This window comes from Cohaesibacter haloalkalitolerans, from assembly GCF_003574655.1.
Classification (GTDB): Bacteria; Pseudomonadota; Alphaproteobacteria; order Rhizobiales; family Cohaesibacteraceae; genus Cohaesibacter; species Cohaesibacter haloalkalitolerans.
The window spans coordinates 309,095-334,576 of sequence record NZ_QNUM01000002.1 but is presented as its reverse complement, the minus strand read 5'-3'; the positions used below and the strand labels follow the sequence as shown (position 1 = coordinate 334,576).

Here is a 25,482-nt window from a genome sequence, read left to right as displayed (position 1 = left end):
GCGGGCGGGGGAAAGGACCCGGCCTCGCCCATCCTGTGTCACAAGACGGCGCTGCCGGGTCAGCCCGGGTCAGTCAGCCAACGTCCGCAACTCGATTTCGCTTACGGCCAGCGCGAAGTTGAGGCCGGTCTGGGCGGACACGCTGATCGGCTGCAGCGCAATGGTTTCCTTGGAACCGCCGACCAGAAGGTTGCCACCAACGCCAGCACCAACAGTCGCTTCAGCGCTGATGCCACCATAGTCACCTGCCAATGCCCCGGGGCGATACTTGTCCGTGGTCGGCGCCAGAACCAGCCATGAGATCACGCCATGTTCCGTGGTGCCGATATCCAGACCGAACTTGTTGATGGCGCCGAAATAGGCCTCATCCGGAACACCGCTCTGAGCGGATTTGAAGGTGCAGGACAGGTCCTTGGTGGACTTGAAAATGAAGCCCTTTCCTCCTTTTACGGCGCAATCCAACTGGCCGATCTCGACCCTGTCGATGGGCTCGGCGCGCACCGGAGCGCTGACGGTAAGGGCAGGGAGGGCTGCAAGAAAAAGATACTTGAACAATCGGGTCATGGGGTCAATCTCCAGGTCTTTGTCAAAAACAATGTATCAAGGTCTGGAAGTCCGCCCATAACGAGCCCGACTTGCATCCCTGTTCGACAGATCAACGTAAGACTTGCCTGTTTTGTTCCGCACCGGGTGAGCGCTTACGGCTGATCTCATCTGGAAACCTTGGCTCAAGCCATTGAGAAGAAAGCAGAAGCTGTTGTCAGAACAATGTTTTGGGATGAGTGTCCGCCGGTTTGATCAGATCGGGGCCGGAGGCGCTGCTGTTGCCCACTGCACGGTCGACCGGATAGGAAATCAGTTCCCGGTCACGATGCTCTTCCAGCAGCAGACGCGCTGCATCAACCGACGTGCTGGCGCTGACCCAACTGTCAAATACCGAAGGCTTGAGGATGATGGGCATGCGCGAATGGATCATCCGGATTTCGTCCACGGCCGGAGCGGTCAGAATGGTGCAGCTATAAAGGTCAAGCCTTGGGTTGTAGCTTGAAAGACCGGCAAAGGCGAAGGGCTCGAAATCGGGCAGATGCAAGAGATGCGGATCCTTCTTGCCGTCTGCCTTGCTGGTGGTCCACTCATAATAGCCGTCTGCCGGAATGAGGCAGCGTCCGGTCTTGTAGGCATCGCGAAAGGCTGGCTTGGTATGGGCTTCTTCCGAGCGGGCATTGAACATCGGGTAACGGCTTTGCAACCCCCTGGCCCAATGGGGCACCAGCCACCAGCGCCCTTCCAGCAGACGCCGCTCGCCATTGACCTCGGTCACATAGAGGATATCATTGGTCGGAGCGATATTGTAACGGGCAGGCAGGTTGCGCTGTCGGTCTTCCGGCCGGATGAGATTGTACATCTCGTGAATATCCGCCCATGAGCCCTTCAGTATGAAACGTCCGCACATTGCCTTGTCCTTCCGGATGCTTGCCGATGGCGGTGTTGCACCGGCTCGGGCTCGCCTTGATGATGGCAGAACCTTGCGTCACTTTGATCGGCATCGCAATCCCCTTTGTCTGCGCCTTTGATGCCCACTTTGTCTGGGCCGATGACCGGTGATAGGGCCGGAAGGAGCACGTGATCTTTTTGCCATGGCTTGAAAAACCCTCTCACCGGAGCCATTTTTCCCTTGCATCCATTGGCGAATTCCCGCATGGCTGACCTCGCTGTCCGGCCTTTCCGGCTCGCTCCATCGCGGGGCAGGGTCAGACAGGATGCGGATCATTGATCGAAGACGTCGGTCGAAGAAACTGTGATCCGGCTTTTGTCTTCTGAGCAAATCTCGCGGACCTATTCAAGGATGGTTGTCATGGCCAAGATATTTGCACCAATCGCTTCCCTGCTGATTTCCGTCACCCTTCTGCTGCTCGGGCATGGCTTGCAGAGCACCGTGATCCCGCTTGCCTCGCGCGCCTTTGCATTCAGTGACCTGCTCATCGGCTTTGCGGCATCGGGCTATTTTGCAGGTTTCGTCATGGGCGGCATCATCACACCGCATGTGGTGGTCAGGGCCGGTCATATTCGCGGCTTTGCGGTGATGGTGTCCTCGATGTCTGCGGCGGCCTTGCTGCATCCCCTGGTCGCCGATCCCTACGCCTGGATCCTGTTCCGTTTCATCACCGGCTTTTCTGTCTCTGGTCTCTATCTGATCATCGAGAGCTGGCTGAACGAGTTCGCCGACAATTCAAACCGCGGACTGGTGATGTCGACCTACATTATCGTCAACTATGCGGCCTTCACCTCTGGGCAGTTGATGGCCACGCTGGCGCGGCCGGAAAGCTTTTATCTGTTCGCCGTGGCATCCATCATCATCTCCGTTGCAGTCATGCCGGTCGCCATGACCAAGGCTGCCCAGCCGGCGCCGATCGCTATTGTCAGGCTCGATCTGCGCAAGGTGTTCAAGACCTCGCCCGCAGCCATCGTCTCGGCCTGTCTGATCGGCATGGTGGTTGGCTCGCATCTGACCTTTGCGCCCATCTACGCAGTGGAGAGGGGCTATGATGCACTCAAGCAGGCCCCGGTCTTTGCCGCCATGCTGTGCCTCGGGGGCATCATCAGCCAATGGCCGATCGGGCGCTTTTCCGACCGAATGGACCGCCGCGTCGTCCTGTTGGTCATCAGCATTCTGGGCGGGCTGGCCTCCATCTCCATCACGTTGCTTCACGATCTGCCATTCTACGCCTTTCTGGCGGTCGGTGCGCTGATTGGGGCGCTGACCCAGCCTGCCTACTCGCTGGCGGCAGCGCACGGCTATGACAATGCCAAGGAAAACGGCTATGTGCGCATGGCTGCTGGCCTGCTCGTTGCCTATGGCATCGGCTCGACCATCGGCCCGACCGTCACTTCCGTGCTGATGCAGTATTTCGGGCCGGACGCCCTGTTCCTGTTCCCCACCGTTCTGCTGGCGGTTCTGTCGGCCTATCTGGTTTTGCGTATTCGCCAGAAGGACCCGGTTCACGAAGCCCAGAAGGAAGACTTCGACCTTGCCGCGACCGCTGCGGTTGCCGGTGTGGTTGCGCCGGAAATGTTCAGTGAGGAAGACCGGTTCGTGGTCGTTCCCGAATCTTGGGAGCCCTCTGAAGAGCCGCAGGCCGAGCCTGAAGAGGCCAGTAGCAATGCCCCTGGAAAACCTGATCCAGGCGAGGCCACCCGCTCTGAAGGCAAACCATAACCAGACATGAGGATTGGTGATTGGGCCCTGCCTCAGGCAAGGCGCCCCTGTCATAAGGCTCAACAACAAAAGGCCCGGAGCATTGCTGCCCGGGCCTTTTGCTTTTGGAGACCAGTCTTGTGACGGAATGTCAAAGGCAGGTCGGGGGACGGGGGTGTCGTCAGGCTGCCGCAATGCTTTCGTTGCGTACGTCATCAAGGAAGCTGTTGACGCGGCTCTTGAGATGCTCGGCTTCCTGCTGCAGCTTCAGGGATGAATCGCTGACCATCGAGGATGTCTCGCGGGTCTTCTCTGCCGTCTGGGTCACATTGCCGATGCTCATGGAGACTTCGTTGGTCACGCGGGAGGCCTGAGTAACGTTTGTTGCGATTTCCTCGGTTGCCAGCCGCTGCTGATCCACAGCCGTGGCAATCTGGCTGGAAATCGTGCTGAGGTTTTCAATGGTCTGGGAAATCTCGGAAATGGCATTTACCGCCAGATCCGTCTCATGCTGGATTTCAGAGATCTGCTTGTCGATTTCTTCGGTTGCCTTGCTGGTCTGGTTGGCCAGTTCCTTGACCTCGGCGGCAACCACGGCAAACCCCTTGCCAGCTTCGCCAGCGCGTGCGGCCTCTATGGTTGCGTTGAGAGCAAGCAGATTGGTCTGCTCGGCAATCGCCTGAATGAGGGTGACCACTTCAGAAATCTGCTTGGCCGCCTGGGAAAGACGTTCCACACGCTGGTTGGTGCTGGTAGCTTCGGACGAAGCCTTGTGCGCCATGTCGTTGGAGGTCTGGACCTGCCGGGCCACTTCGCTGACTGATGCTGCCAGTTCTTCGGCGGCAGAGGCAACTGCTTCAACGTTGCTGGACGCCTGAGCGGAAGCGCTGGAGACCTGTTCACTCTGGGCCGAGGTGCTCTGGGCATCGGAGCTCATCATCTGCGAAGCATCCTGCAGGCCCTTGGCTGCATCGCCAACGGTTGCCAGCATCCGTGCCACTTCCTGATCAAAGGCCCGGCAGAGTGCCTGGACATTCTCGCCTCTGGTCAGGGCTTCCTTCTGGTTCTTCTCGTGCTGGCTCATGAGGGCCTTGCGGTTGTTCTCGTTGTCGACAAAAACCTGCATTGCCTTGGCCATGGCGCCGATTTCGTCAGAGCGGTTCTGATCGGCCACCGTGATACTGGAATCGCCGTCAGCCAGCGAGCGCATGTTGGCGACGAGGCCGGTGATCGGCCTGTTGATCGAGCGAATGACGAAGAAGGAGATCGTGCCAGCCAGCAGCAGCGACAGCAGGGTTGCGAGCCCGGCAAAGGCCGCCTGGCTGTAGAATGCCGCATCCATGTCATCAATATAGACGCCAGTGCCGATCATCCAGTCCCACTCGGGGATGGATTCCGCCCAGCTCAATTTTTCGAAGGCCTTGTCGCTGCCCGGCTTTGGCCAGTTGTAAGCATACTCGCCACCGCCCTTTTTGGCGATATCGATCAGGTTGCGCACAAGATAGCGGCCATCGGAATCCTTCATGTCGATGAGGTTCTTGCCCACCAGCTTCTTGTTTGGCAGGACCAGATTGGTGCCATCATACTTGTAGACGAACAGATAGCCCGCCCCACCGTCATAGCGCATGGCGTCCAGCGCCATCTTGGTACGGTCCTGAGCCTCTTCGCGGGTCAGTTCGCCGCTCTGCTCAAGGGCAAAGAAGGCTTGAGCGACGGCTTCTGCGGTGTGGGTGATATTTTTCAGGCTGTTGATACGCTCAGCGCGCATCGAGCTTTTCAAATTTGTCAGGCTGATCGCCGAAAGGGCAATCATGAAAAGAAATACTGCGATTGTCGGTGCTGCTATTTTCCAGGACAGCGGGAGCTTGGCGATATTCATTTTGAGGGTCCCGAATTTGTTATATTTAGGGTAATCCTCGGGGTAAAGCATCTAATTTTTTATTAATAAATCAAAATATGGAAATATATTGAAGAAAAAGAATAGCAGCAAAACTGCCCGTATCAAATAGTGAGCAAGACAAAATCTCAAATTACTACGTAAAAATCACTAAGCATCAAAGTAATTCTATTTTTGATTGTCAGATTTCAAAATTGCAACTGATGTCCAAAATTGTTTCGCATCAGGCAGCGGCTTGGCAGATCACATGCCGCTGGATGCAATCCCCATATGGCTTTTGCGGATCTGACGGGGCCCTGATGGAGTTAGAATGCCAACGTTGCGTTTCTCCCTGATCCAGCGGGTCATGCCATCAAAAGTCAGCGGACGCGATACAAGGTAGCCCTGAACCGAGCAGTTGGCGATCTGGGAAACGGTGGAGAGCTGCTGATGGGTTTCAATGCCTTCGCAGACCACGCGCAACTGCATCAGGCGGGACATTGACATGACGACCTCTACGATGGCCTTTTGCTTCTTGTTGACCACGATGTTGTTGACGAATGAACGATCGATCTTGATGCCATCAACCGGCAGGCTCGAGAGATGGGAAAGCGACGCATAACCGGTGCCGAAATCGTCGAGTTCCACATGAATGCCGCGTGCTGACAGCGTTTCGAACAGTTCGTTGATGTTGGTATACTGGTCATCGAGAAGGATGCCCTCAAGCAATTCCACCGCCAGCAGATCCGGATTGATCTTGTATTTCTCCATGCTCTGCAGGAAGTCGTCAACCAGCGTCTGCCGTTGCAGGTGGGCCGGGGAGAGGTTCACCGACAGGCGCCCGAAGGAGAGGCCCTCATCGATCCATTGCCGGGCCGACCACATGGCCTTCTCGAAGATGGTCTTGCCGAGGGCAGAGGCCATGCCATTGGCTTCGACAACATCCATGAACAGACCGGGAGGAAGCTGGCCGCGCTCGGGGTGGTTCCAGCGTACCAGTGCCTCGATGCCAGTGATGCTCTCGTCAATGGTGCTGATCTGCGGCTGGAAATGCAGCTCGAACTCGTCCATCTTCAGGGCATGGCGTACGTCTGCCTCGATAGAGGCTTCGCTGTCGAGCCGCTCCTTCATCTCCGATGAGAAGAACTGATATCCGTCACGGCCCATTTCTTTGGTCTTGTAGAGCGCCAGATCAGCATACATCATCAGCGAAGCCAGATCGGATGCATCGTCCGGATAGATTGCAACGCCAAGGCTGACCGTCGGCCAGAGGGTAGAATTTTCGTATGGAACCGGAATGGCGATAAGGTCGGTCAGCTCCTGACAGAGGCTTTCAAGCTCGGTGCTGGTGACATCATTGACAATGGCGACAAACTCGTCACCACCCCAGCGATAGGGCTGGAAGCTCGGGACCTTGGAAGCCAGAAACGCCAGACGGGATCCAATTTCCTTGAGCAGATGGTCGCCCGATATGTGACCAAGCGTGTCGTTGACCCGTTTGAACTTGTCGAGGTCGATCTGGATGATGGCAAAGCGTGAGTTCGGTTGCTTGTTGTTGAACAGGGCTTCCAGATCCTGCTGACCATGAGCCCGGTTCGGCAGTGCCGTCAGGGCGTCGAAATAGGCGATGTGGCTGAGGGCATCGCGGGCGCGCACCAGCTCGGCTTCACGCAAACGCTCCTCGGTGACATCTATGAAATTGGAAGTAATGTCGCCATTGGGAAGTCTGTTGCTGTAGAGAACCAGGTGACGCCCCTCGATGGTCTCGAAGGTCGCTTCAAACTGGTTTGCTGTCTTGAAGCGCTCGACAAAGATGTCGAGCCAGTTGTCCGGTAGCTCCTGCTTCCAGGTCCAGAAGCCGATTTCATGTCCGGCTTCCAGAAACTCGCGCACTGACATGCCCGGGCGGATGAGATGGGCCAGTTCCTTGTGATAGTTCCGGTAGGCTTCGTTTGCCGTGACCAACCTCGCATCCTTGTCCCACAGCGCGAACCCGCCGCGCATGGAGTTGATGGAGTCGATCAGTCGCTTGTGGGCCTGTTCCTGAGCCTGCTGTGCCGCCAGCAATTGGGCGGCAGAAGCCTCTGCTTCCTTGTTTCTGCGGCAGAGGTTCTCCAGCATGGCCTTGTGTTCGGTGACATCATAGTAGGCGGCGACGATGCTTCCATCTTCAAGTGGCCAGCTTTCGATCTCGATATCACGCCCGGTTGGCAGCTTCTTGGTGAACTTGAATTTTTTATCCAGAGCAAACGACTCGGGCGTTCCGTCAATAGACAAGGCTTCCCCAACAAACTTGATCGTTCCTGATTTTAATTTCTCTCTGAGAACATCCGTGTAGATCTTGCCAACCGGAAACTGGGCAGGGGTTAATTCCATCAGGTCGTAAAAGGACTTGTTGGCCAACAGCAGGCGTTGTTCCGCATCAAATACACAGATTCCGCCAGGGAAGTTCTCGAAGGTTGTTTTCAGAAGCCGGCTATAGCTCTTGAGTTCGGATTCCTTCTTCTTGATGTCGGTGATGTCTGTGCGGATCGAAATGGTCTCTTCCAACTTGCCTGCCGTATCCATGATCGGAACAATGGTGGTCGTGATCCAGTAGAGCGAGCCGTTCTTGGCCTTGTTGCAGATTTCTCCGGTCCAGCTTTCACCTTTCCAGACGGTCTTGTACATCTCTTCGAAAAAGGCGCGATCATGCACACCCGAATTCAGGATCCGGTGGTTCTTGCCAAGCAACTCTTCCTCGCTGTAGCCCGACACTTCGCGAAACTTGCTGTTCGTGTAAGTGATCCGGCCCTTCTTGTCGGCGATGGAAACGATTGCGTGGGCATCAATCCCCAGCTTGTGCGATGCCAGCCGGGCGGCTAGCTGACGAGACCTGTCACGCTCCTTTTGCAGAATTTGTGCCTGCTTTTTTCTGCTCCTGTAGCCAATATAGAGCAGAAAGCCCAAGGCAATGGACAACAGCAGAAGAAACTGGGAAAACAGCTTGAAAAAGGCTTCAGCTTGTAACCGGGCTTCGGGGGCGATGAAAAAGAGGAGAACCACTTCATCCATCAAGGCCAGAACAATGAGGCCCGCGACGAGGGCAACAAACTGGTTTCTCTTCACAAGGTCTTTCATTGCCACCTCGATTTCGGCTGGCTTGGTTCTGGCCGCCGTTTCCGGATCTGACAAATGAGCACGGTGCAGGGCCATGGACTTAGAGTGCCATCTATCGTGATTGGCTTTGAACTATCTCAGAAAAGTTTGAAATAAGTATAAAAGGAACAGTACAAATTTTGTCTTCAGGTATGGACAAAAAAACTGCGCCTTACTAGGCGCAGTTGAAGATTATCGGGTTTGCAATCCGGTCAATTCTCTGACGGGCAAGATTAACCCGCAAGTCTAGCTTCCCCTTCTGCGGATTTCGGCTTGCTCTGTTGCCGAATGGTTGTCAGGAAGATGTCGACCTGATCGGCCAGAACCTCAATCTGCTCTCTGAGCCTGTTGGTGTTGTCCGACATGGTCTCGGCGCTTTCCGAGTTCGACTTGACTAGGTCGCTCATGACGTTGGTGTTGTTGGCAATTTCCCGGGTTCCCGTTGCTGCGTGAACGATGTTTTCACTGATCTCGCCAGCGGCCACGCCCTGCTGTTCCACAGCGGCTGCAATCGTGCCGGAAATGGCGGTCATCTGGTGAATGGTGAGTTCCACTTCACTTACGGCCTCAACGGCGTTACCGATGTTGTGCTGGATAGCGGAAATCTGGCCGGAAATCTCCTCCGTGGCCTTGCCGGTCTGGGCTGCAAGGTCTTTCACCTCGGCAGCCACCACGGCAAAGCCCTTGCCTGCCTCGCCAGCCCGGGCGGCCTCGATGGTGGCATTGAGCGCCAACAGGTTGGTCTGGGCGGCGATATCCTGAATGAGGCCAACAATCTTGCCAATGGCAAGCGAAGCGTTGGAGAGGGTGGAAATCACATTGCTTGCCCGCTTCACTTCATCAACGGCATTTTGCGAAACCTTACCACTTTCGGTGACCTGATTGGAAATTTCGCAGATGGAGACCGACATCTCTTCCGATGCGCTGGCGACGGCCTCGACATTGGTGCTGGCTTCTTCCATGGCAGACTGAACCGCCTGCAGTCGCTCGTTATTCTCGATGGAACGGTGAGCAAGGCCATTGGATTCCGACCCTAGCTGCTGAGCTGCCTGTTGCACCTGGGCGATGACCGAGCCGACCTGCTTGTCAAAGGCATCGGCCATTTCACCAACCATGCGGCATTTCTCGGCTTCCGCTTCGGCATCCCGCTGGGCCTGCTGCTGTTCGAGAGCCTTCCGCTCTCTGGCGTTGTCCCGGAAAATCAGCAAGGCCCGGTTCATGTTGCCGATCTCGTCTTGCCGGTCGCTGAGGTTGACTTCGATATCAAGATTGCCCTCTGCCAGTTGCAGCATCGATCTGACAATCCGGTGGATCGGGCGCGTAAGAGACGTGGCCAGTATAAACGAGACCAGTGCAATGATCAGGAAAACGGTTGCTGCACTGGCGAGCAGATCTTTGAGGTTTTCCCAGAACAGGGCATCCAGATCGTCAATATAGGTGCCAGTGCCGACAATCCAGCCCCAGGGCTCGTAGGCCTGAACGTAAGACAGCTTGGGAGCTGGCTTTGTGCTGCCCGGATGGGGCCATGAATATTCGACAACGCCACCACCCGGCTGACGGCCAACCTTGACGAATTCCTGAAAATACAACAGTCCATCCGGGTCTTTGGCTTCGGTAAAGTCCTTGCCGATGGTCGAGGGGTCGGTGCCATGCATCAGCATGCGATGGCCCATGCTGTTGATCCAGAAGTAATCCTCGCCATTGTATCGCAACTTGGCCAGAAGGCTCATGGCGGTTTCCTTGGCTTCGCTTTCCGTAAGCTGTCCCGCCTGGACATCATTTTGCAGGGCAGTGATGGACGAAAGCGCGGTTTCTACCAGATGGTGCAGCTCTTCGGCCTTGGATTTCTTGAGGTCGACTTTGCTGACAAGGCTGGCCTGCAGGGTGAGGGCTCCAATTCCAAGGACTGCCAAAAATACAATAGAATATATTTTGGCACTCAGGCCGCGTGCCCAATGGGGTAATAGAGACAATATGGATGACAGCATGACAGGGGCTCCCATTGCGATTGTAGTGTCGGGAAGGGATGGGTGTTCAGGAGAAGAAAACTCGCAAGAGTTGTTGGTAGTTTTAACTAAATAAGTTAAAAAAATGAAAAATATCAGTATTCATTGAAGTTATAGAAAAATATTTCTCGAAATTTAGGAGGGTAAAATTATCTATTAAGATACAAACAAATATATTTTATTGAATATATATAGATTATCTTGAAGAGTGTTGATAAAGCTGACAATTAATAACATGATTTTTATGTGAATTTTTAAATTGGTAACTTTACCTTGTGTAACTCATCAATTTTACTGACTGGATAGTGAAATTTGACACCATAAGAGTTGCGCTTTTGCGATGGCTGCCATGCAAGATTGTGTTTTTTGCATCAAATATTACATGGTTGCCGTGTGAAGCCGATGGCCCGGGGCGTTGTTGTTCGATGCTGGAAAACAAGCGCAAAGCGACCAGTCTGTGACGGAATGGTTGCGTTCTCATCGGAGGTAGCAGGTGGAAAAGCCGGGAGGAGCACTGTCGTGGGCAGTCCGTTCCGGTTATCCGTGAAGTATTTTAGCGCCATTGACCCTGGCTGGCAGCGAGAATTTCGGCAGCGCCTGCCAAACAAATCGTGATCGGCGGTCTTTTGGGTATGGTGTTTTGAGTGGCTTTTCCGGGGCGTTCGCACTGGACCATGGTTTGGACAAAGTGCATGCGATTTAGGCTGGCCTTGTCGTGTTGCCGATGATAAGACTGACTGCTCCGATCGAACTTCGGTATATATTGATCGCGGTAATACTTCTTCTTCTGATTTTCGTGGCGGCAATTTGCTGCGCATTTCATGGCAATCCATATTTGAACTTGATTCCCTCGTGCCGTTTGGGCATCCGGGGGATTCTGAGGAACCCCGTAATGACAAAACAGAACGGTCTGCATTTTGCAGGGGCCGCTGACAATCAGGCGCGAGGTGCCCGGGCAACGCATATTGCCGAGCCCAACATGCCTTTCGTGGAATTCATCATTCTGATGGCACTCTTGATGTCGCTCGCGGCCCTGTGCACGGATTCCATCATGCCCGCATTCTCGGTCATCGGGGCCGAGTTTGGCCACTCCTCGCCGCAGGATCTGCAGAAGATCATCACCATCTTCTTTGCCGGGCTTGCCATTGGCCAGTTGATCTATGGCCCGCTCTCCGATCAGATCGGCCGCAAGAAGGGCATGGCCATCGGGCTGGTGATCTTCATCATCGGCAACGTGATGAGCTGGTTCTCGACCAGCTTTGAAATGCTGCTGCTGGGCCGCTTCCTTCAAGGTTTCGGTGTCGCCGGACCGCGCATCGTCATGATCGCGCTGATCCGCGATCTCTATGCCGGTCGCGAAATGGCCCGCATCATGTCCTTCGTCATGGGGTTGTTCATTTTTGTGCCCGCTCTGGCGCCGATCTCCGGACAGGTCATCATGGCGGTCTCTGGCTGGCGATCGGTGTTCTTTACCTTCATTCTGCTTGCCACGATGGGCGGCATCTGGCTGGCGATCCGCCAGAACGAGACCCTGCATGTTTCAAGGCGCATCAAGGTGACGCCGAGAAATCTGCTCAATGGCTCGAAGGTGATCTTCACGACCCCAAGCTGCGTCGGCTACATGGTTGCGGCGGGCTTTGTGCAGGGGCCTTTCATGCTCTATCTGAGCACGGCGCAGGACCTGTTCCAGACCACCTACGGGCTTGGCACCTATTTCCCCTTCGCCTTTGCCGGTCTGGCGATTTCGGTTGGTTTTGCCTCCTTCACGAACAGCCGTCTGGTTCTGAAATTCGGCATGCGTTATCTGGTCCGCCGGGCGCTCTATGCCATGATCACTCTTGCGGCGCTGGCAATGCTTTGCAGCTTGCCGTTTGGCTTCGTGCCGGAGCTCTGGATGCTGTTTGTCTTCTTCTGTCCGATGTTCTTCAGCGTTGGCCTGCTGTTTGGCAACATGAACACGCTTGCCATGGAAGAGGTCGGGCGCGTGGCGGGCATGGCCTCTGCGTGGATCGGAGCCATCTCGACCCTCATCGCCATGACCATCGCCACGGTGATGGGCCAGATCTATGACGGCTCCATTCTGGCGCTGCTGTCAAGCTTCCTGGTCGGCGGTTCGGTGACGCTGCTCCTGACCATCCTTACCGAGCGCTGGCGTGAGCGTAAGGACAAGGCCGCAGCAGCCTCTGCCTGAGCCGTGGCGTTTGGCGTCCGGGCGGACAGAGCAGGCAAGGAGCTGGGAAAATGCCTTGCAAGCGCCGCACGCCGTGCAGATTATCCTTGAAAAGGCCCCAATTCTGGGCAGAGGATACAGCAAGGCAAAGAGAGTCTGCGACAACGGCACACCAGAGGAATGCCTCGGCCATGGAAAGCAAGCCAGAAGGTCCATCAAGCTTTGAATTGCTCAAGAGCGTGAGCATAGATCGCCACCTGCTGGATGAACTGACTGCCAGAGGTACGATCGATCCGGATCTGCGACTGGAAAGCCTTGGCTGGCTCCATCCAGGCCACCTATGGGCACGCTGGACGATGGTCATGCTGATGGCTTTCGGGGCAGGTCTCGTGCTGGCCGGGATTGTCTTTTTCTTCGCCTTCAACTGGGCCTCCATCCCCGATCTGGTCAAGCTCGGTCTCATCGAGTGCGCAATCATCCTCACCGCGCTTGGTGCATGGTTGTTGCCACAGGAGGCCTTGCCCGGTCGCCTGCTGCTGCTTGCCGCGGCGGTGCTGACCGGCGTCTTTCTGGCGGTCTTCGGTCAGATCTACCAGACCGGAGCCGACGCCTGGCAGTTCTTTGCGCTTTGGGTGGTTCTGATCACCCTCTGGACCGCCATCGGGCGGTTCCTGCCGCTTTGGGTGCTGTGGCTGCTGCTTGCCAACCTGTCCTTTTATCTCTGGTGGAGCGATCAGCCGGGGCTTGAGGATGACCATACCAGCCTGATGTATCTGGTCCATGCGCTGGCCAACGGGGCGGTGCTGCTGGCCCGTGAATGGCTGCTGCCAGACCCTGTTGAGGCTGAGGGCGAAGCCTTCGGCTGGCTCGCACCACGCTGGACGCGTTGGCTGCTGCTGGCCGCCATGTTGAGCTTTCTGTTCCCGACGCTGATGATCTGGATTGCCAACTGGGAAACGGCAAGTGCCTCTGTTGCCCTGTCGGCTCTGGTTGCCGCCGGGATCACGCTGGTGCTGTTTCTGGCCTTTCGCTTCTGGCGACCGGATGTGCCTGCGCTGGCCATGGAACTGCTGATGGTCTGCATTCTGGTCATCATGGCGGTTGCCATCATCATGTTTGACGATATTTTCGCCTCTCTGGGAACAACATTCTTCACCGCGATTGCCGCCGTCGCCTGCTTCGGTGGCGCTGCTGGCTATCTGCGCAGCCTGCTGGCGCGCGGTATCGATGAGCAGGAGGCCGGGTCATGACCGAGATGCCAAACCCGAAGGTCTTCCGCTTCCTGATGGAAGCCCCCGGCGTGCTGGACTGGCTGAAGCATTTGCGCGACAGCCAGCGGATTGACGCCCATCGGCTCGATGCAATTGCGCGGGACATCCTCGTCATCAAGACCAGCAGAACAGAAGAGGCGCCCGTCTATCTCAGGGCGCTCAGTGCGATCGGGGCCATCATCTCCGGCTTCCTGTTTCTCTATCTGCTCTATCTGTTCGGCCTGTTTGATCTCAGCATGGTCAACCTCAGCGTCAACGGTCTGGTTTTCATCGGGCTGGCGTCGCTGCTCTATCGGCTCGGCATGAAGAAGACCAGCCTCAGTGGTGATTTCTACATCCAGCTTGCCCTGACCTTCCTGCAGGTTGGCAAATTTGCGCTGGTCGCAGGGCTGGGCCAGATCGTGCATGACATATTCGAACTCAACTGGTTCTGGACGATCTCCGCCATTCTTGGACTGGTGATGGTGATAAGCTTTGTGGTGTTTCCGTCCTCCATCGAGCGCTTTGTTGCCGCCTTTGTCTTTCTGGCCTCACTGTGGGTCAGCCTGTTGGCTGACAGCCCGCGCAATCTGGAGCTTATCGGGTTTGACCTGTTGCTGGTGGCTCATATTCTGGCGCTTGCCGCCTTGCTGCGCTGGCCGCTGCTGCGGCAGTCCCTGACGTCCTTCTATGACGCGCTGCTGCTGTCGCTCTGTCTGGCCATCGGCCTCATCGAGAGCTTTGTCAACGGCGGCGAAAGCTATTGGGGAGACCTGTCGGAAAAGCTGCAGATGTTCCTTGGGTTCGGCTATAAATGGTCGATCCAGGTGACGCTGGCGATTACGCTGAGCGCGCTGATCCTCTGGGTCGCCGGTCGCAAGGGCAGGCTCGGCCAGCAAACAGAACCGATCATTGCCGCCTTCGTCGGTGTGCTGGCGTTGGCGCTGCTGTCGAATGCCGGCATCCTGCTCGCCATGGGGCTGATGATCCTCGGCTTTGCCACCCACCGGCAGGTGCACATCCTGCTGGGGTTGCTGTTCGCGCTGGTCTTCGGCTTTATCTACTATTACATGCTGGATCTGACACTGTTGCAGAAATCCCTGATCCTTATCGCATCCGGGGCCATTCTGCTCATCGGGTCGGGCTATATCTACTGGCGCGGCTGGTCGCACAGCTCCGATGAGGATGCGGCGAGCAATGCAACGGACGGCCCTGCGCCATCGGTGGTCACGCGGAGGCGCAGCCTATGAGACGACATCTTGTTCTGCTGGCGTTGCTGCCTGTTCTGGCTGTTCTCAACTATTCGCTGTTCGAGCGGGAAACCTTGAGACGCGGGGGAGAGCTGGTGCTGCTCGAACTGGCCCCTGTTGATCCCCGTTCCCTGATGCAGGGTGACTACATGCGCCTGCGCTATGAGGCCGAGCAGAAGGCCGGAGCTGCATGGAAACGCCTGACAGAAGAGGATCCGGACCTTGAAACCCGGGGGCCGACCTCGCGCAAGATCGTGCTCAGCCTTGATGACAAGGCAAGGGCGCGCTTTGACCGCTTCCACAGGGAGGGGGAGGCACTCACCCCGCAGGAACGCCTGCTCAGCTTCCGCTTTCTGCCCGACAAGGGCAGTAACAGCATCCGGATCGAGCCCCAGTCCTTCTTCTTTCAGGAAGGCCATGGCGACCAGTTCAGCGCGGCCCGCTTCGGCATGATGCATCTGGGGAGCGATGGAGACCATATGCTCGTCGGGTTGGCCAATGAGGCATTGTCGGAAATCAGACCGTAGGCTGGGGCGGTTCCGAAGGCATTCAGCCTCCAGGCATGGCCTTATGGCAAGCGCGTCGTCCAGTTAGGCCGAGCTCCGGCAATGCCACAATTAACGCAAAGCTAACCATAATCAGTTAAGCTTTCGGGTGATATCCGCGCCCGGGTCTGGATTATGATGCTCGGGGACATTGCCATGCTTGCTGGATTTAGAGACCCGAATGCTCGAATTTGCCCGAATGCTCATGTCTATTCTCGGTTTGGGGCTGCCATTCGGTCTGATCATGGTGATGTCCGGCCGGGTCAAGTATCGCAATGAACTGGATACGTTTCTCAGGATTATAGCGGCATTCTGCATCTCAATCATCGCCTATTGGGCCATCGGATATGGGCTCTACAGCGGCGAGACCATTCAGGGCTTCATCGGATCCACCACCGGCTTTTCCCATCGCAATGACCTGTTGCAGGGGGAATCCGACCTGCGACTGCTGGTGCTGTTCAGCGTTCCCGCCATTAGCACAGCTGCCGCCATGGCCGAGCGCGGGAAATATCACTCCGGTAATCTGCTTTCCATGTTTGTGGCTGTGGCCATAGCCCCGGTGGCAGCGCACTGGGCCTGGCACAGTGACGCCAGTGGCGACGGATGGCTGTTTGCTCGCAAATTTCTGGACAGCGGCGGCACCATTGTGATTTTCATTTCGTCCGGCTTCGCTGCTCTGGCGGTATCGTTGAGCCTTGGTGCGCGCCTCGGGCGCTTCCCGATGCAGATGGGACGACCCCGTGGTCAGGGGCCAACCTGGTATGGCATGGGGGTCATTTCCGTTGTCATTTCCATCGTCACGCTCACGGCGATGAATTCCTCGAGCCTGGGCGAAATGACAGCCGCCTTCTACGTGTTGCTCATCGGTTCCAGCTTTGCCACCTTGGCTGGCTCTTTCATGCTGGTGATCATGCGCCGGGGCGAAATGACCCAGAATATCTCGACTTCAGCGCTGGCCGGCACGGTCGCGCTGACCTCGGTTGCGGCTTATGCAGAGCCGGCTGACGCGGCTCTTACGGGCATGCTCGCCGGTGCCGTCTCCATCGGTTTCAACCGTATTCTGGCGACAATCGAGATCGATGATCCGGGCGAGTTGATTTCGGCTTTCCTGTCGGGCGGATTTGTTGGTGGGCTGATGGCCCCGCTCGCGCTCAAGGAATATGGCGACAGCCTTGCCAATGAATTTGTCATCCAGTTGATCGGCATCGGAGCAATCGGTGCCTGGTCGTTCCTCGTCACGTTTATTGCGGCGCAGTTTTTGAGGTTCGCAGGTGGTTTGCGGGTCAGCGAAATCGATGAAAAGCGAGGTCTTTCCGTTACCCATTTTGGCTTCCTCAGTGAGCCCGACTTCATGATTTCCAATGTCATGCGGCTCAATGACCGCCAGATGCTCGGCTCCGGGGAACGTAACTCTGTGCTGGTCAAGATCTCCACGGACTTCACACAGGCGATTGTCGGGCTGCATGATGCCACCATCCGGGCAACCGATCGCATCCTGTCTACCAGCACCGACCCCAGAAAAGGGGCGGCCATGGTGGCTCGAATCCGGCTGGCCGAAGACAGTGTCCGGGTGAAGGCGGAAGATATCATGATGCTGCTCGAGGAGATCCTGCGCAAGGGAGACACCGGTGACCTCAACAGCGAGCAGTTTCTGCAGTGGGGCCAGGCAGCGCTAGACCGCCTGCTGGTCCCGGTGAAGACCGACATCGACAAGCTGGCGCGCCACATTCCCCTGCAGGCCGAGTTGGCAGAGCTTGAGGGGATTGTCATCACTGCGGCCGAAGTGCTGTCCGCTGGTGCCCATCAGATCGAGCTGCTGCGCGATCTGGAGGAGGCTCAGATCGATGGCTTCTTCGCCAATGACCATATTTGCGACATCGCTGCTCTGCTGCATGAGCGCTCCGACCGCATCAAGGCGCTTGCCGAAGTGCGTAACCGCCCGGTCCAGATCGATTGTCCTGTCAACAAGGGTCTGACCGTCAATGGCGATGCAAACGCCTTTGCTCGTATTCTGACACTGACAGTGGAAGGGGCCCTGAACCGGCAATTGTCTTCCGGTATCAAGCCGGTGCGGCTGGAACTCAAGGAGCACAGTTCCGGGCAATATGTTGTGCTCGATTGCCTCGACACCGGCACCTCGTTGTCAAACCGTCAGATCCGGGCCATTCGTGAGCCTCTGTCTGAAGACCGTGCCCTTGACGAACTGGGGCTCAATCAGATCCTGCCGCTGATTCTTGTGGCTCGCCTCGTCCAGTCGATGGGGGGAGAGTTTGCCATTTCCAGTGAGCACCAGGCGGGCACCCACTTGCGCTGCCGGTTCAGGAAGCGGCAGACGAAGGCACAGAACTCAGGGCGCAAGGTGGCTTGAAGTGGCCCTTGCAAAAGCCCAATCTCTTTGAAATCAGCCTTCCTCGCCTGCAGAGGACATCAATGCAAGGTTCCCCGGGCGGCAGGGGTCCAGGCGGCGTTGATATGCTGCTGGACCAGACTCAACTGTTCGCTGACCGGTTTTGAAGCATCCAGCTCTATCCAGTGCACAGTGTCCCGATGGTCAAGGGAGGCCTCCTGAAGAGGCGGGAGGGCGGTCTGCGAAACGATGGCAGCAGGGGTGTTGACCGAGTTGCCCACGGGCTTCATGGGATGAGGCATGAAGGCCGAGAGCGCTTCCCTGCGGCGCAGGTCTTCCTTGCTGCAGGAGAAGAGGTTGAGCGCGATCAGGGAGTTTTCAATGCCCGCATCCTCAGCCAGATCCGACAGTTGCTGACGAAGCATCGGCGTGTCGAAAGCGCCTTCCAGAATGACCGAATAGCCGGCGGCCAGAGCATGCCGCGCCTTGTCGGCCATGCGGCGATAGACCAGTTCCCAGACCGAGTTGCGGCTTGATGACTGGGGCAGATCCTCCGCGCGATCGACCTCGTAAAGGGCAAGGCTTTCCTGCTCTGCCGAGAGATAGAGCGCACCGGGCATCCGCCCTGAGGTCGGGGCCAGAAGACGGGCCAGATTGGAGCGGTCGGTCTGGCTGCCCCCGCGGATAGCGATCAGCCGGGTTTCGTCCTGCAACAGGCTGTCGCGGGCGGTCTTGATATGGCCCTGCAAGACGGTCTCTTCCGTGCCGCCCTGTAACAGCCCTGATGGCATTGTCTGGCCGGTGGCCGCGCGCGCATTGAGGGTTGCCTTGATATTCTTGGCATCGGCTAGGGCCTGCAGGAAGATATAGAGGTCCAGCACCTGCAAGCCTTCGAGAGCATGGCTGTCGAACAGGCGATTGCAATAATGCGAGAAGACCCAGTTGGCCTGCCGGGTGAACCCGCGCGACCACAACTCGCCAATCAGGGTGGCCAGATCGTAGAATGGATCGCCGATATGGTCGCGCATCACGCTTTTTGAGCCGTTGACCTTCGGGTTGACCATGCGGAGCCCGTCCGAAAGCTTGACCACGTTGCGTAGACGCAGGTTGCCATGGATCTGACCGAACAGGCCCCGGTCGGCCCGGCGCTGGATGGCTGCCCTGGTGCGGTCGAGTTGGTCCTGAGCCCGGTTGAAACAGGCTCGCAGGGTGTTTTTCTTGGACTTGATGCCAAGCTTGCGGACCACGGGCTCCAGATCATCAAACATCTCATCCATGAGGTCGAGCCAGGCATGGACGTGCTTGGCTGGCGTATCGATCGTGTGCCCCGGCGTGACCAGACGAGCCAGCTCGCGGCACTCGGCGAAATTGGGCTGATAGAGCTCAGCAAAATGATCGTAGCGTTTGGAGAAATCATAGCGGCGCATCACGATCACCCAGTCGACAATGGCACTCTCGTCGCCATGGCTGATGGTGTCGGCAACGCGGCTCTGCTGTTCCGCTGTCGGAACCTGCATGGTCAGCATGGTGCCACGCTGGCGCACGGGAATGAGATCGAGATACAGCTCTGGCGCATAGTTGCGCCCCAGCAACACTTCCTTGGCTGACAGACTGTGGCGCTCATCAAGCGAGAAGGGTTCGTTGCGCCCGAGGGCGTTGCGGCGCAACAGCTTGTAGCAGAAGTCTCCCGCCATGAAGAACAGGAACTGAGGGGTCTCCATGCGCTCGACAGAGGCTTCCAGCCCGTAGCTTTCCGGAGCACTCAGAAAGGCAATGACCTTTTCCTGCAACAGCGCGTAGCGATCCGCTGACACCGGATGGCGCTCACGGAGAACACTCTCGGACTCGTTGGAAGATAATGTGGCTGATCTGCTGCGTTGGGAATTTTCAATACCCATTGGATCCGGTCCTGATCACTTTTACTTGGAGTAAAACTCTCACTTTGCATGCAATACCAAATCAAATGGCGGTTGAGAGCTTGGGCCGGAGTTTGGCGAGGATGGCGCGTAACTGCATTGATGGAAATCAAGATAAATAAAAAGTAGAATTCCTAAAGTATAACATAGGCATAATGTTTAACTTTATAGTTTGAAGGCGAGAAATGTTATAATCAAGCCAAATACCTCAAAGATACCAAAAGTGTGGTCCCGGAATTATCTGTAGTCATCCGATGGCAACGACAGGGCCAATTTCTGTCGCTGCCGGGTGATTTTCAGAACAGTTGTAAAGAGCGTTCACCACAAGCTGAAAAAATCTGTCGGAGGAGTAGAAAATGGCTCAGAGCACCATGCACAAAATAAGACTGAACCTGGCACGCAATGCCGAATTTCCGGCAGGAAGCGCACTTCATGGCTACGAATTCGTCGCCCCCCTCAACGAAGAGCGGTTTATCGATCCGGAGGAATGGCGAGATCACCGGGAGCAATGCCGGGTCCGCCGCTTCTGGGCGGGGGAGAATGATGAGATCGGCCATCTCATTCACAGGCCTGGAGGCAGTTGGGCTTTCAGCTACGACATCAACGGAGAAGACGATGTCGAGGCAGGCTATCGCTTTGGCGCCCATGCCTTCACACCGGGTGAATATGTCTCTATCAAGGATGAGGATGGCGAGCTCTACACCTTTCAGGTGGTAACGGTTGAACCAGTCTGAAGGAGGCGCATTCCACTTAAAATAGGGTACGTTATCAGATATCTGATACAATATCCTGTATTTTTCCTTATGGAGGAATATTATTTTACATGGCCCAGACAAAAATTTGAGCCAAGTCAAAGAGACGATACGCGAGAATCACCATGCTCGAACAGTTCGGGAACGAAGTCTCAGTTTGTTTTGAGTCCCCACCTTCGTCCTGAGCCGGATTGCAAGGCCTCGCCCTTTCAGTATTTCGGGAGAGAGCCCGGTGAGTTGCCTGCAAGACCACGGGAAAAGAGATGAGAGAAGAGCGCGGCGGCTTTCCTTTCAGCTTTTCTGAACAGAGCGGGAGTGCAATGGTCCCCCATTATTGCACTCCCGTGATTTTTTCGGGCATGGTTGTGTGGCATCAGGTATGGCCCCTTTGGGAGGGGCTCGTCAGATGAGGTTTGCGATCTTGTCCGAAATGTCGGGCACCTGAAAGACCATATGCACCAGATCCGGATCGTCCGGATCCATGCGCGTGTCAAACCCGAGGGCTTCGCACATCTGCCGCATGGTCTGGTTGGTGCGCAGCACTTCGCCTTCCACCTCTCTGAAACCGTCCTTTTCGGCATAGGCAAGGATCAGTTTCATGAGGATCCAGCCCAGCCCAAGCCCTTTGAGATCCGATCGCACCATGACCGCATATTCGCCTTTCTCATGGTCCGTATCACCCATCAGACGGACAGAACCGAGCATATCGCCGCTGTCCTTGTCCAGCGCGATGAAGGCCATGGAGCGGGCATAATCGATCTGCGTCAGGCGGGCGATGAAGGCGTGGCTCATGCTGCGCGCTGCCGAAAAGAAACGCAGGCGCATGTCATCATCGGTAACGCGCTCGAAGAAGGAGGGGAACAGGGCCTCGTCTTCCGGCCGCATGGGGCGGATGAAGGCAATACGCCCGTCCTTGAGCTGACGCTCCTGCTCCCATTCGTTGGGGTAGGGTTTGATGGCAAACCGTTGATGCGGATGGTCGTGCTGGGTCGTCGGGGCAACGCGCACCCGGGCGTCGGCTATCACGTTGCCGTTGACGTCTGCCAGCACCGGGTTGAAATCCAGCTCCTGAATTTCCGGGAAATCGGCAATCATCTGGCTCATCCGAACCAGCATTTCCGCCAGCGCATCCTTGTCGCAAGGCGCGGTATCCCGATAGCCTTCAAGACGGCGATTGACGCGGGTTTTCTCGATCATGGCCCGCGCTGACAAAAGGTCAAGCGGTGGCAGGGCCAGCGCCTTGTCGCGGATGACCTCCACTGCGGTGCCGCCACGTCCGAAGACCATCACCGGGCCGAATACTTCGTCAACCATCATTCCTGCCAGCAGTTCGATGGCGTGTGGCTTGCGGATCATCGGGTGCACGGTGACGCCCTTGATGTTGGCGTGTGGATGAGCCTCTCGGGCCCGCTCCAGCACCTGCTGGGCGGCTGTGGCCACCGCTCCGCTGTTGGCAAGCCCGAGAACGACGCCGCCAATATCGGACTTGAAGCGAATGTCCGGGCTGTTGATCTTGACCACCGCAGCGCCGTGGGCCGAGATGATCGGGGCTGCCAACTGGGCAGCTTCCACCGCACTGGCGGCGGCGTGCGACGCTGCCATCGGCAGGCCATAAGCCTTCAGCAGCGTTGAAACGTCAACCGCATCGAGGCAGTCATGCCCCTCGACCAGCGCCTCGTCGATCACCGTGCGGGCAGCCTCATAATCGGGCTGGAACGTGCCAAGGGCAGGGGGCATCAGCATCAGCTGATCCTGCGCCTTCATGTGGCGCAGGACATAGCTCAGGCCCTGAATGGCATCGGCAGGTGTTTCGAAATGGGCGATGTCCGCATCCTCATAGAGCTTGACCACATCAGGCCCACCGCCGAGCCGGACGGCGAAGACCGGCACCCGCCGCTTGCCTGCCTTCTTGCGCTCGGCCATCAGGGCAGCTACGCTGCGGGCAGCATCCTCGCTTGAACCAATGGCCGACGGGCTGAACATGCCCAACACCGCATGGACGCCCTTGTCATCCATGACCACATCGAGAGCTGCCTTGTAGCGCTCGGTGTTGGCGTCGGTAACGATATAGACCGGGTTGTTGCGTGACCATCCTGCGGGCAGGATGTCATCCAGCCTGGCAATGGTCTCCTCTGAAAGCGTGGCCAGACTGCCGCCGCTTTCCACCAGGTGATCCACGGCCAGCACACCGACGCCATTGCTGTTGGCCACGATTGCCAGATCATGGCCCTTGAGGGTCCGGATATGGGTGAGGGTTTCCACCGCATCGAAGATGGCATGCAGGCTGAACACCCTGAGCAGACCAGCCCGCTCGAAGGCGGCATCATAGACTTCATCGGCTCCCGCCAGAGCGCTCTTGCGCGAGGCGACCGCCGCCAATCCTTGCGGATGGCGGCCCGTCTTCATCAGGATCACCGGCTTGGCGCGTGCAGCAGCCCTCGCCGAAGTCATGAACTTTCGGGCATCGCGGATATTCTCGATATACAGCAGGATCGCGCGGGTTTGCGGATCCATGGCGAAATAGTCCAGCATGTCGGCAATATCGACATCAGCTTTGTCACCCAGCGCCACCATGCCGGAAAAGCCGACATTGTTGTGGCTGGCCCATTCGGCGACGGATGTCACGATGGCACTCGACTGGGAGATCAGCCCCAGATCACCGGAAAGGCCGGGGACATGGCTGAAGGAAGCATTGAGGCCAGCCATGGGCGACAGCACCCCGATGGTGTTCGGGCCGAGCAGGCGAATGTGATGACGGGCGGCGACTGCGGCGGCCTCATCGGCCAGCGAGCCTTCTCCGGCCCCCATGTTGATGGACAGGATGATGGCGCCGCGGCACCCCTTCTGGCCGAGCTGTTCGATGGTTTCAACCACGGATGGCGGAGCGATGGCGACGATGGCCAGATCGACGATCCCGTCGATTTCGGGGATGGACTTGTAGACCGGAATTCCCTCCACCGTCCCTCCCTTGGGGTTCACCAGAAACAGCTTTTCTCGATACTTGCCTTCCAGAAGGTTCTTCACCAGCGCATTGCCGATGCTTCCTGTTGTTGCGGATGCCCCGATCAGGGCAACGTTGCGAGGGCGAAAGAAGACATCAAGATTGAAACTGCTCATATCGAAATCAGAGCCTCGGTCTGAGTGGACCCGGCTTCATCGGCCGGGTGCTGAAAAGACAGATCTGGCAATAGTTTCTGTCAAAGTGCTTCGATTCTCAAAGGTTTTCGTTCCAATTCGTCCAGAAGTATAACGTGCCTTTTCATGCATGAGACGTATCGGCTGCTGAACCGAAAAGTTGTTTACTGTTTCGATCTATTTCCGAACAGGGTTAATCATTTCATAATGGTCAATTGGATGGATTGGTCAGTATTGATATCAATATGGGTGTGTTTGTAAATAGAAGTGCACTTGTTCATAAAAGAAAATAACAATATTTGAATAAAAATTTATGTAATTGGCTTGAATTGGCGGTCTGATTGCTGGATCGTCAACTTGATTGCTGCGGCAACGAGTTGAAGCATATGAACAAAAATTTAAACCATTGCTGATAGTCTGGAGAAAACTCGTGGAATTGCTGCTGGGAGGCCAACAGTGGAACCAGAAGAATTCAATCTGGAGATTCGAAGGATCAGGGCGGATATCAATAGCCTTGGCAACAAGATCCGGGCGGCAGATTATGGACACTCCTCTGACGCCAAAATGGTTGCCAAACAGATGGGAGACCTCAAGGAGCAGGTGAACATGCTGCTTCACCAGGTTGCCCCCATCGAGGATATCCATCTCAAGAGTCTCTCCGTCGAAAACAGGCTTGAGCGTGTTGAACGGCGTTTGAAAAAACAGGACGAAATCAAGCAGCTGATGTCGGTTGAACAGCTGCGCCATACGTGGCTGCCCATTTTCGCCCTCATCCAGTTGGTCTTGAGTTGGGCGATCTTCTTCAAGTGATCGTACAGGTCAGGTAACCATCATGGTATGCAAAACCCGGTAGTCCAGAGGACTCCGGGTTTTTTGTTGTCTGTCGTGAACGGTCGATCAGGCGATCATCAATGGGCCATCAAGCACGGAACCGGCATGGTATCGAGCATGTCGCGCGTTACACCACCAAGGATGAACTCTCTGACGCGGCTGTGGCCATAGCCACCCATGACAACCAGATCGTTGCCGTTGGCTTCAATGTGCCTGACGAGCGCATCGGACGCCCCGCCCTCGGTGGAGGGGATCTTCTGGACGGTCACGTTGACACCATGGCGGGAGAGATAGACCGCAAGATCAGCACCCGGATCACCCGGCAGATGCAGCTTTTCGGCGTCGACCATCACCACTTGCACCTCGTCGGCCTTTTCAAGGATCGACATGGCGGCATAGACGGCATGTGCCGAGGTTTTCGACCCGTCCCAGGCGACCAGAATCTTCTTGGCCGAGAAGGCTTCCACTCCGACATAGGGCACCAGCAGGATGGGGCGGCCGGAATCGAACAGGGCTGCTTCGATGAGGTCTGCCCTCAGCGGTTCGGGACGGTCCGGATGGTCCTGCCCGATGACGATCAGATCGCACATGCGAGCATGGTTGAGCAGCGTGTCAAGGCCGCCGGGCATGATGTCCAGAATGCGGGTTTCAAACGGGGTGCCGTTGACTTCGGCATATTCGGCAAAGCGCTCGATCGCAGATTCCGCCTTATCCTTGGCCCTGTTTCTGGCGTCGGTAATAAACTGATCTGGAACGGGTTGCACCATGAGTGCCGGAACAATCGGTTCGATCAGCGGCGCGACACCTGTCAGATGGGCACCCATCTGGGAGGCCAGTTCGTTGGCGATCTGTACCGTGGCTGTCGTAAGATCCGTTTCAATGTCCAAAATGCAGACAACGTCTTTAATGGCCATGTTTGGCTCCTCTATATGCCGGAGCACAAGCGACTTTTGCTGTGCACCATGTGTATATTGCTCGCATTATTTCCGGCCTTGCCACTGGCGTGAAAAGACCGGAGCAATATCCCTTGCCTGAAACTATGCAGCCGGGCTTTACCCGGCTTCTTTGAC

The 25,482-nt window shown here is 56.6% G+C and carries 17 protein-coding genes; 9 read left to right on the top strand and 8 right to left on the bottom strand.

Annotated elements, in window-relative coordinates:
- Positions 1-69: 69 nt before the first annotated feature.
- On the bottom strand, positions 70-564 hold the full coding sequence (locus DSL70_RS05335; RefSeq protein ID WP_119306874.1) for a DUF992 domain-containing protein: 495 nt from the start codon (positions 562-564) through the stop codon (positions 70-72).
- 196 nt (positions 565-760) lie between these two features.
- Entirely contained in the window at positions 761-1,453 is a 693-nt protein-coding gene (locus tag DSL70_RS05330; protein WP_119306873.1) for an SOS response-associated peptidase, read from the bottom strand.
- 26 nt (positions 1,454-1,479) lie between these two features.
- Between DSL70_RS05330 and DSL70_RS22710 the strand changes: the two genes are divergently transcribed.
- On the top strand, positions 1,480-1,605 hold the full coding sequence (locus DSL70_RS22710; RefSeq protein ID WP_280955334.1) for a hypothetical protein: 126 nt from the start codon (positions 1,480-1,482) through the stop codon (positions 1,603-1,605).
- A 250-nt stretch (positions 1,606-1,855) separates the two neighbouring features.
- Entirely contained in the window at positions 1,856-3,217 is a 1,362-nt protein-coding gene (locus DSL70_RS05325) for an MFS transporter (protein ID WP_162916376.1), read from the top strand.
- Positions 3,218-3,377: 160 nt separating this feature from the next.
- Here the strand turns inward: DSL70_RS05325 and DSL70_RS05320 are convergent, their stop codons facing one another.
- The 3 genes from DSL70_RS05320 to DSL70_RS05310 all read right to left on the bottom strand — a co-directional run bounded on the left by DSL70_RS05320 (position 3,378) and on the right by DSL70_RS05310 (position 10,123).
- A complete protein-coding gene (locus DSL70_RS05320) occupies positions 3,378-5,009 on the bottom strand; it encodes a methyl-accepting chemotaxis protein (RefSeq protein ID WP_280955341.1) in 1,632 nt (543 codons plus the stop codon).
- 327 nt (positions 5,010-5,336) lie between these two features.
- Positions 5,337-8,267, bottom strand: coding sequence for a sensor domain-containing protein (locus DSL70_RS05315; protein WP_119306870.1), 2,931 nt, complete (start codon positions 8,265-8,267; stop codon positions 5,337-5,339).
- 176 nt (positions 8,268-8,443) lie between these two features.
- A complete protein-coding gene (locus tag DSL70_RS05310; protein ID WP_162916375.1) occupies positions 8,444-10,123 on the bottom strand; it encodes a methyl-accepting chemotaxis protein in 1,680 nt (559 codons plus the stop codon).
- Positions 10,124-11,108: 985 nt separating this feature from the next.
- Here DSL70_RS05310 and DSL70_RS05305 point away from each other — a divergent pair.
- The 5 genes from DSL70_RS05305 to DSL70_RS05285 all read left to right on the top strand — a co-directional run bounded on the left by DSL70_RS05305 (position 11,109) and on the right by DSL70_RS05285 (position 17,799).
- Positions 11,109-12,407, top strand: coding sequence for a multidrug effflux MFS transporter (locus DSL70_RS05305; protein WP_162916374.1), 1,299 nt, complete (start codon positions 11,109-11,111; stop codon positions 12,405-12,407).
- Between the two features lie 170 nt (positions 12,408-12,577).
- Entirely contained in the window at positions 12,578-13,636 is a 1,059-nt protein-coding gene (locus tag DSL70_RS05300; RefSeq protein WP_162916373.1) for a DUF2157 domain-containing protein, read from the top strand.
- Entirely contained in the window at positions 13,633-14,886 is a 1,254-nt protein-coding gene (locus DSL70_RS05295) for a DUF4401 domain-containing protein (protein WP_119306866.1), read from the top strand. The genes DSL70_RS05300 and DSL70_RS05295 overlap by 4 nt, the downstream gene beginning before the upstream one ends.
- Complete coding sequence (locus DSL70_RS05290) at positions 14,883-15,413, top strand: GDYXXLXY domain-containing protein (RefSeq protein WP_119306865.1); 531 nt, start codon at positions 14,883-14,885, stop codon at positions 15,411-15,413. The genes DSL70_RS05295 and DSL70_RS05290 overlap by 4 nt, the downstream gene beginning before the upstream one ends.
- 199 nt (positions 15,414-15,612) lie before the next feature.
- Positions 15,613-17,799, top strand: a complete 2,187-nt coding sequence (locus DSL70_RS05285) for an ammonium transporter (RefSeq protein ID WP_119306864.1) — start codon at positions 15,613-15,615, stop codon at positions 17,797-17,799.
- Positions 17,800-17,858: 59 nt separating this feature from the next.
- Here DSL70_RS05285 and DSL70_RS05280 read toward each other — a convergent pair whose 3' ends face one another.
- Positions 17,859-19,676 carry a P-loop nucleotide/nucleoside kinase family protein gene (locus DSL70_RS05280; RefSeq protein ID WP_119306863.1) on the bottom strand — a complete coding sequence of 606 codons (1,818 nt, stop codon included), beginning with the start codon at positions 19,674-19,676 and terminating at the stop codon, positions 17,859-17,861.
- 374 nt (positions 19,677-20,050) lie between these two features.
- On the opposite strand from DSL70_RS05280, the gene DSL70_RS05275 reads away from it, so the two are divergent.
- Positions 20,051-20,428: a hypothetical protein gene (locus DSL70_RS05275; RefSeq protein ID WP_119306862.1), complete on the top strand. Its 378-nt coding sequence runs from the start codon at positions 20,051-20,053 to the stop codon at positions 20,426-20,428.
- 420 nt (positions 20,429-20,848) lie between these two features.
- On the opposite strand, the gene DSL70_RS05270 is transcribed toward DSL70_RS05275, so the two are convergent.
- A complete protein-coding gene (locus tag DSL70_RS05270; protein ID WP_119306861.1) occupies positions 20,849-23,563 on the bottom strand; it encodes a bifunctional acetate--CoA ligase family protein/GNAT family N-acetyltransferase in 2,715 nt (904 codons plus the stop codon).
- Between the two features lie 474 nt (positions 23,564-24,037).
- Between DSL70_RS05270 and DSL70_RS05265 the strand changes: the two genes are divergently transcribed.
- Entirely contained in the window at positions 24,038-24,391 is a 354-nt protein-coding gene (locus DSL70_RS05265; protein ID WP_119306860.1) for a hypothetical protein, read from the top strand.
- Positions 24,392-24,489: 98 nt separating this feature from the next.
- Here DSL70_RS05265 and DSL70_RS05260 read toward each other — a convergent pair whose 3' ends face one another.
- Positions 24,490-25,326, bottom strand: coding sequence for a universal stress protein (locus DSL70_RS05260; RefSeq protein WP_119306859.1), 837 nt, complete (start codon positions 25,324-25,326; stop codon positions 24,490-24,492).
- Positions 25,327-25,482: the final 156 nt, after the last annotated feature.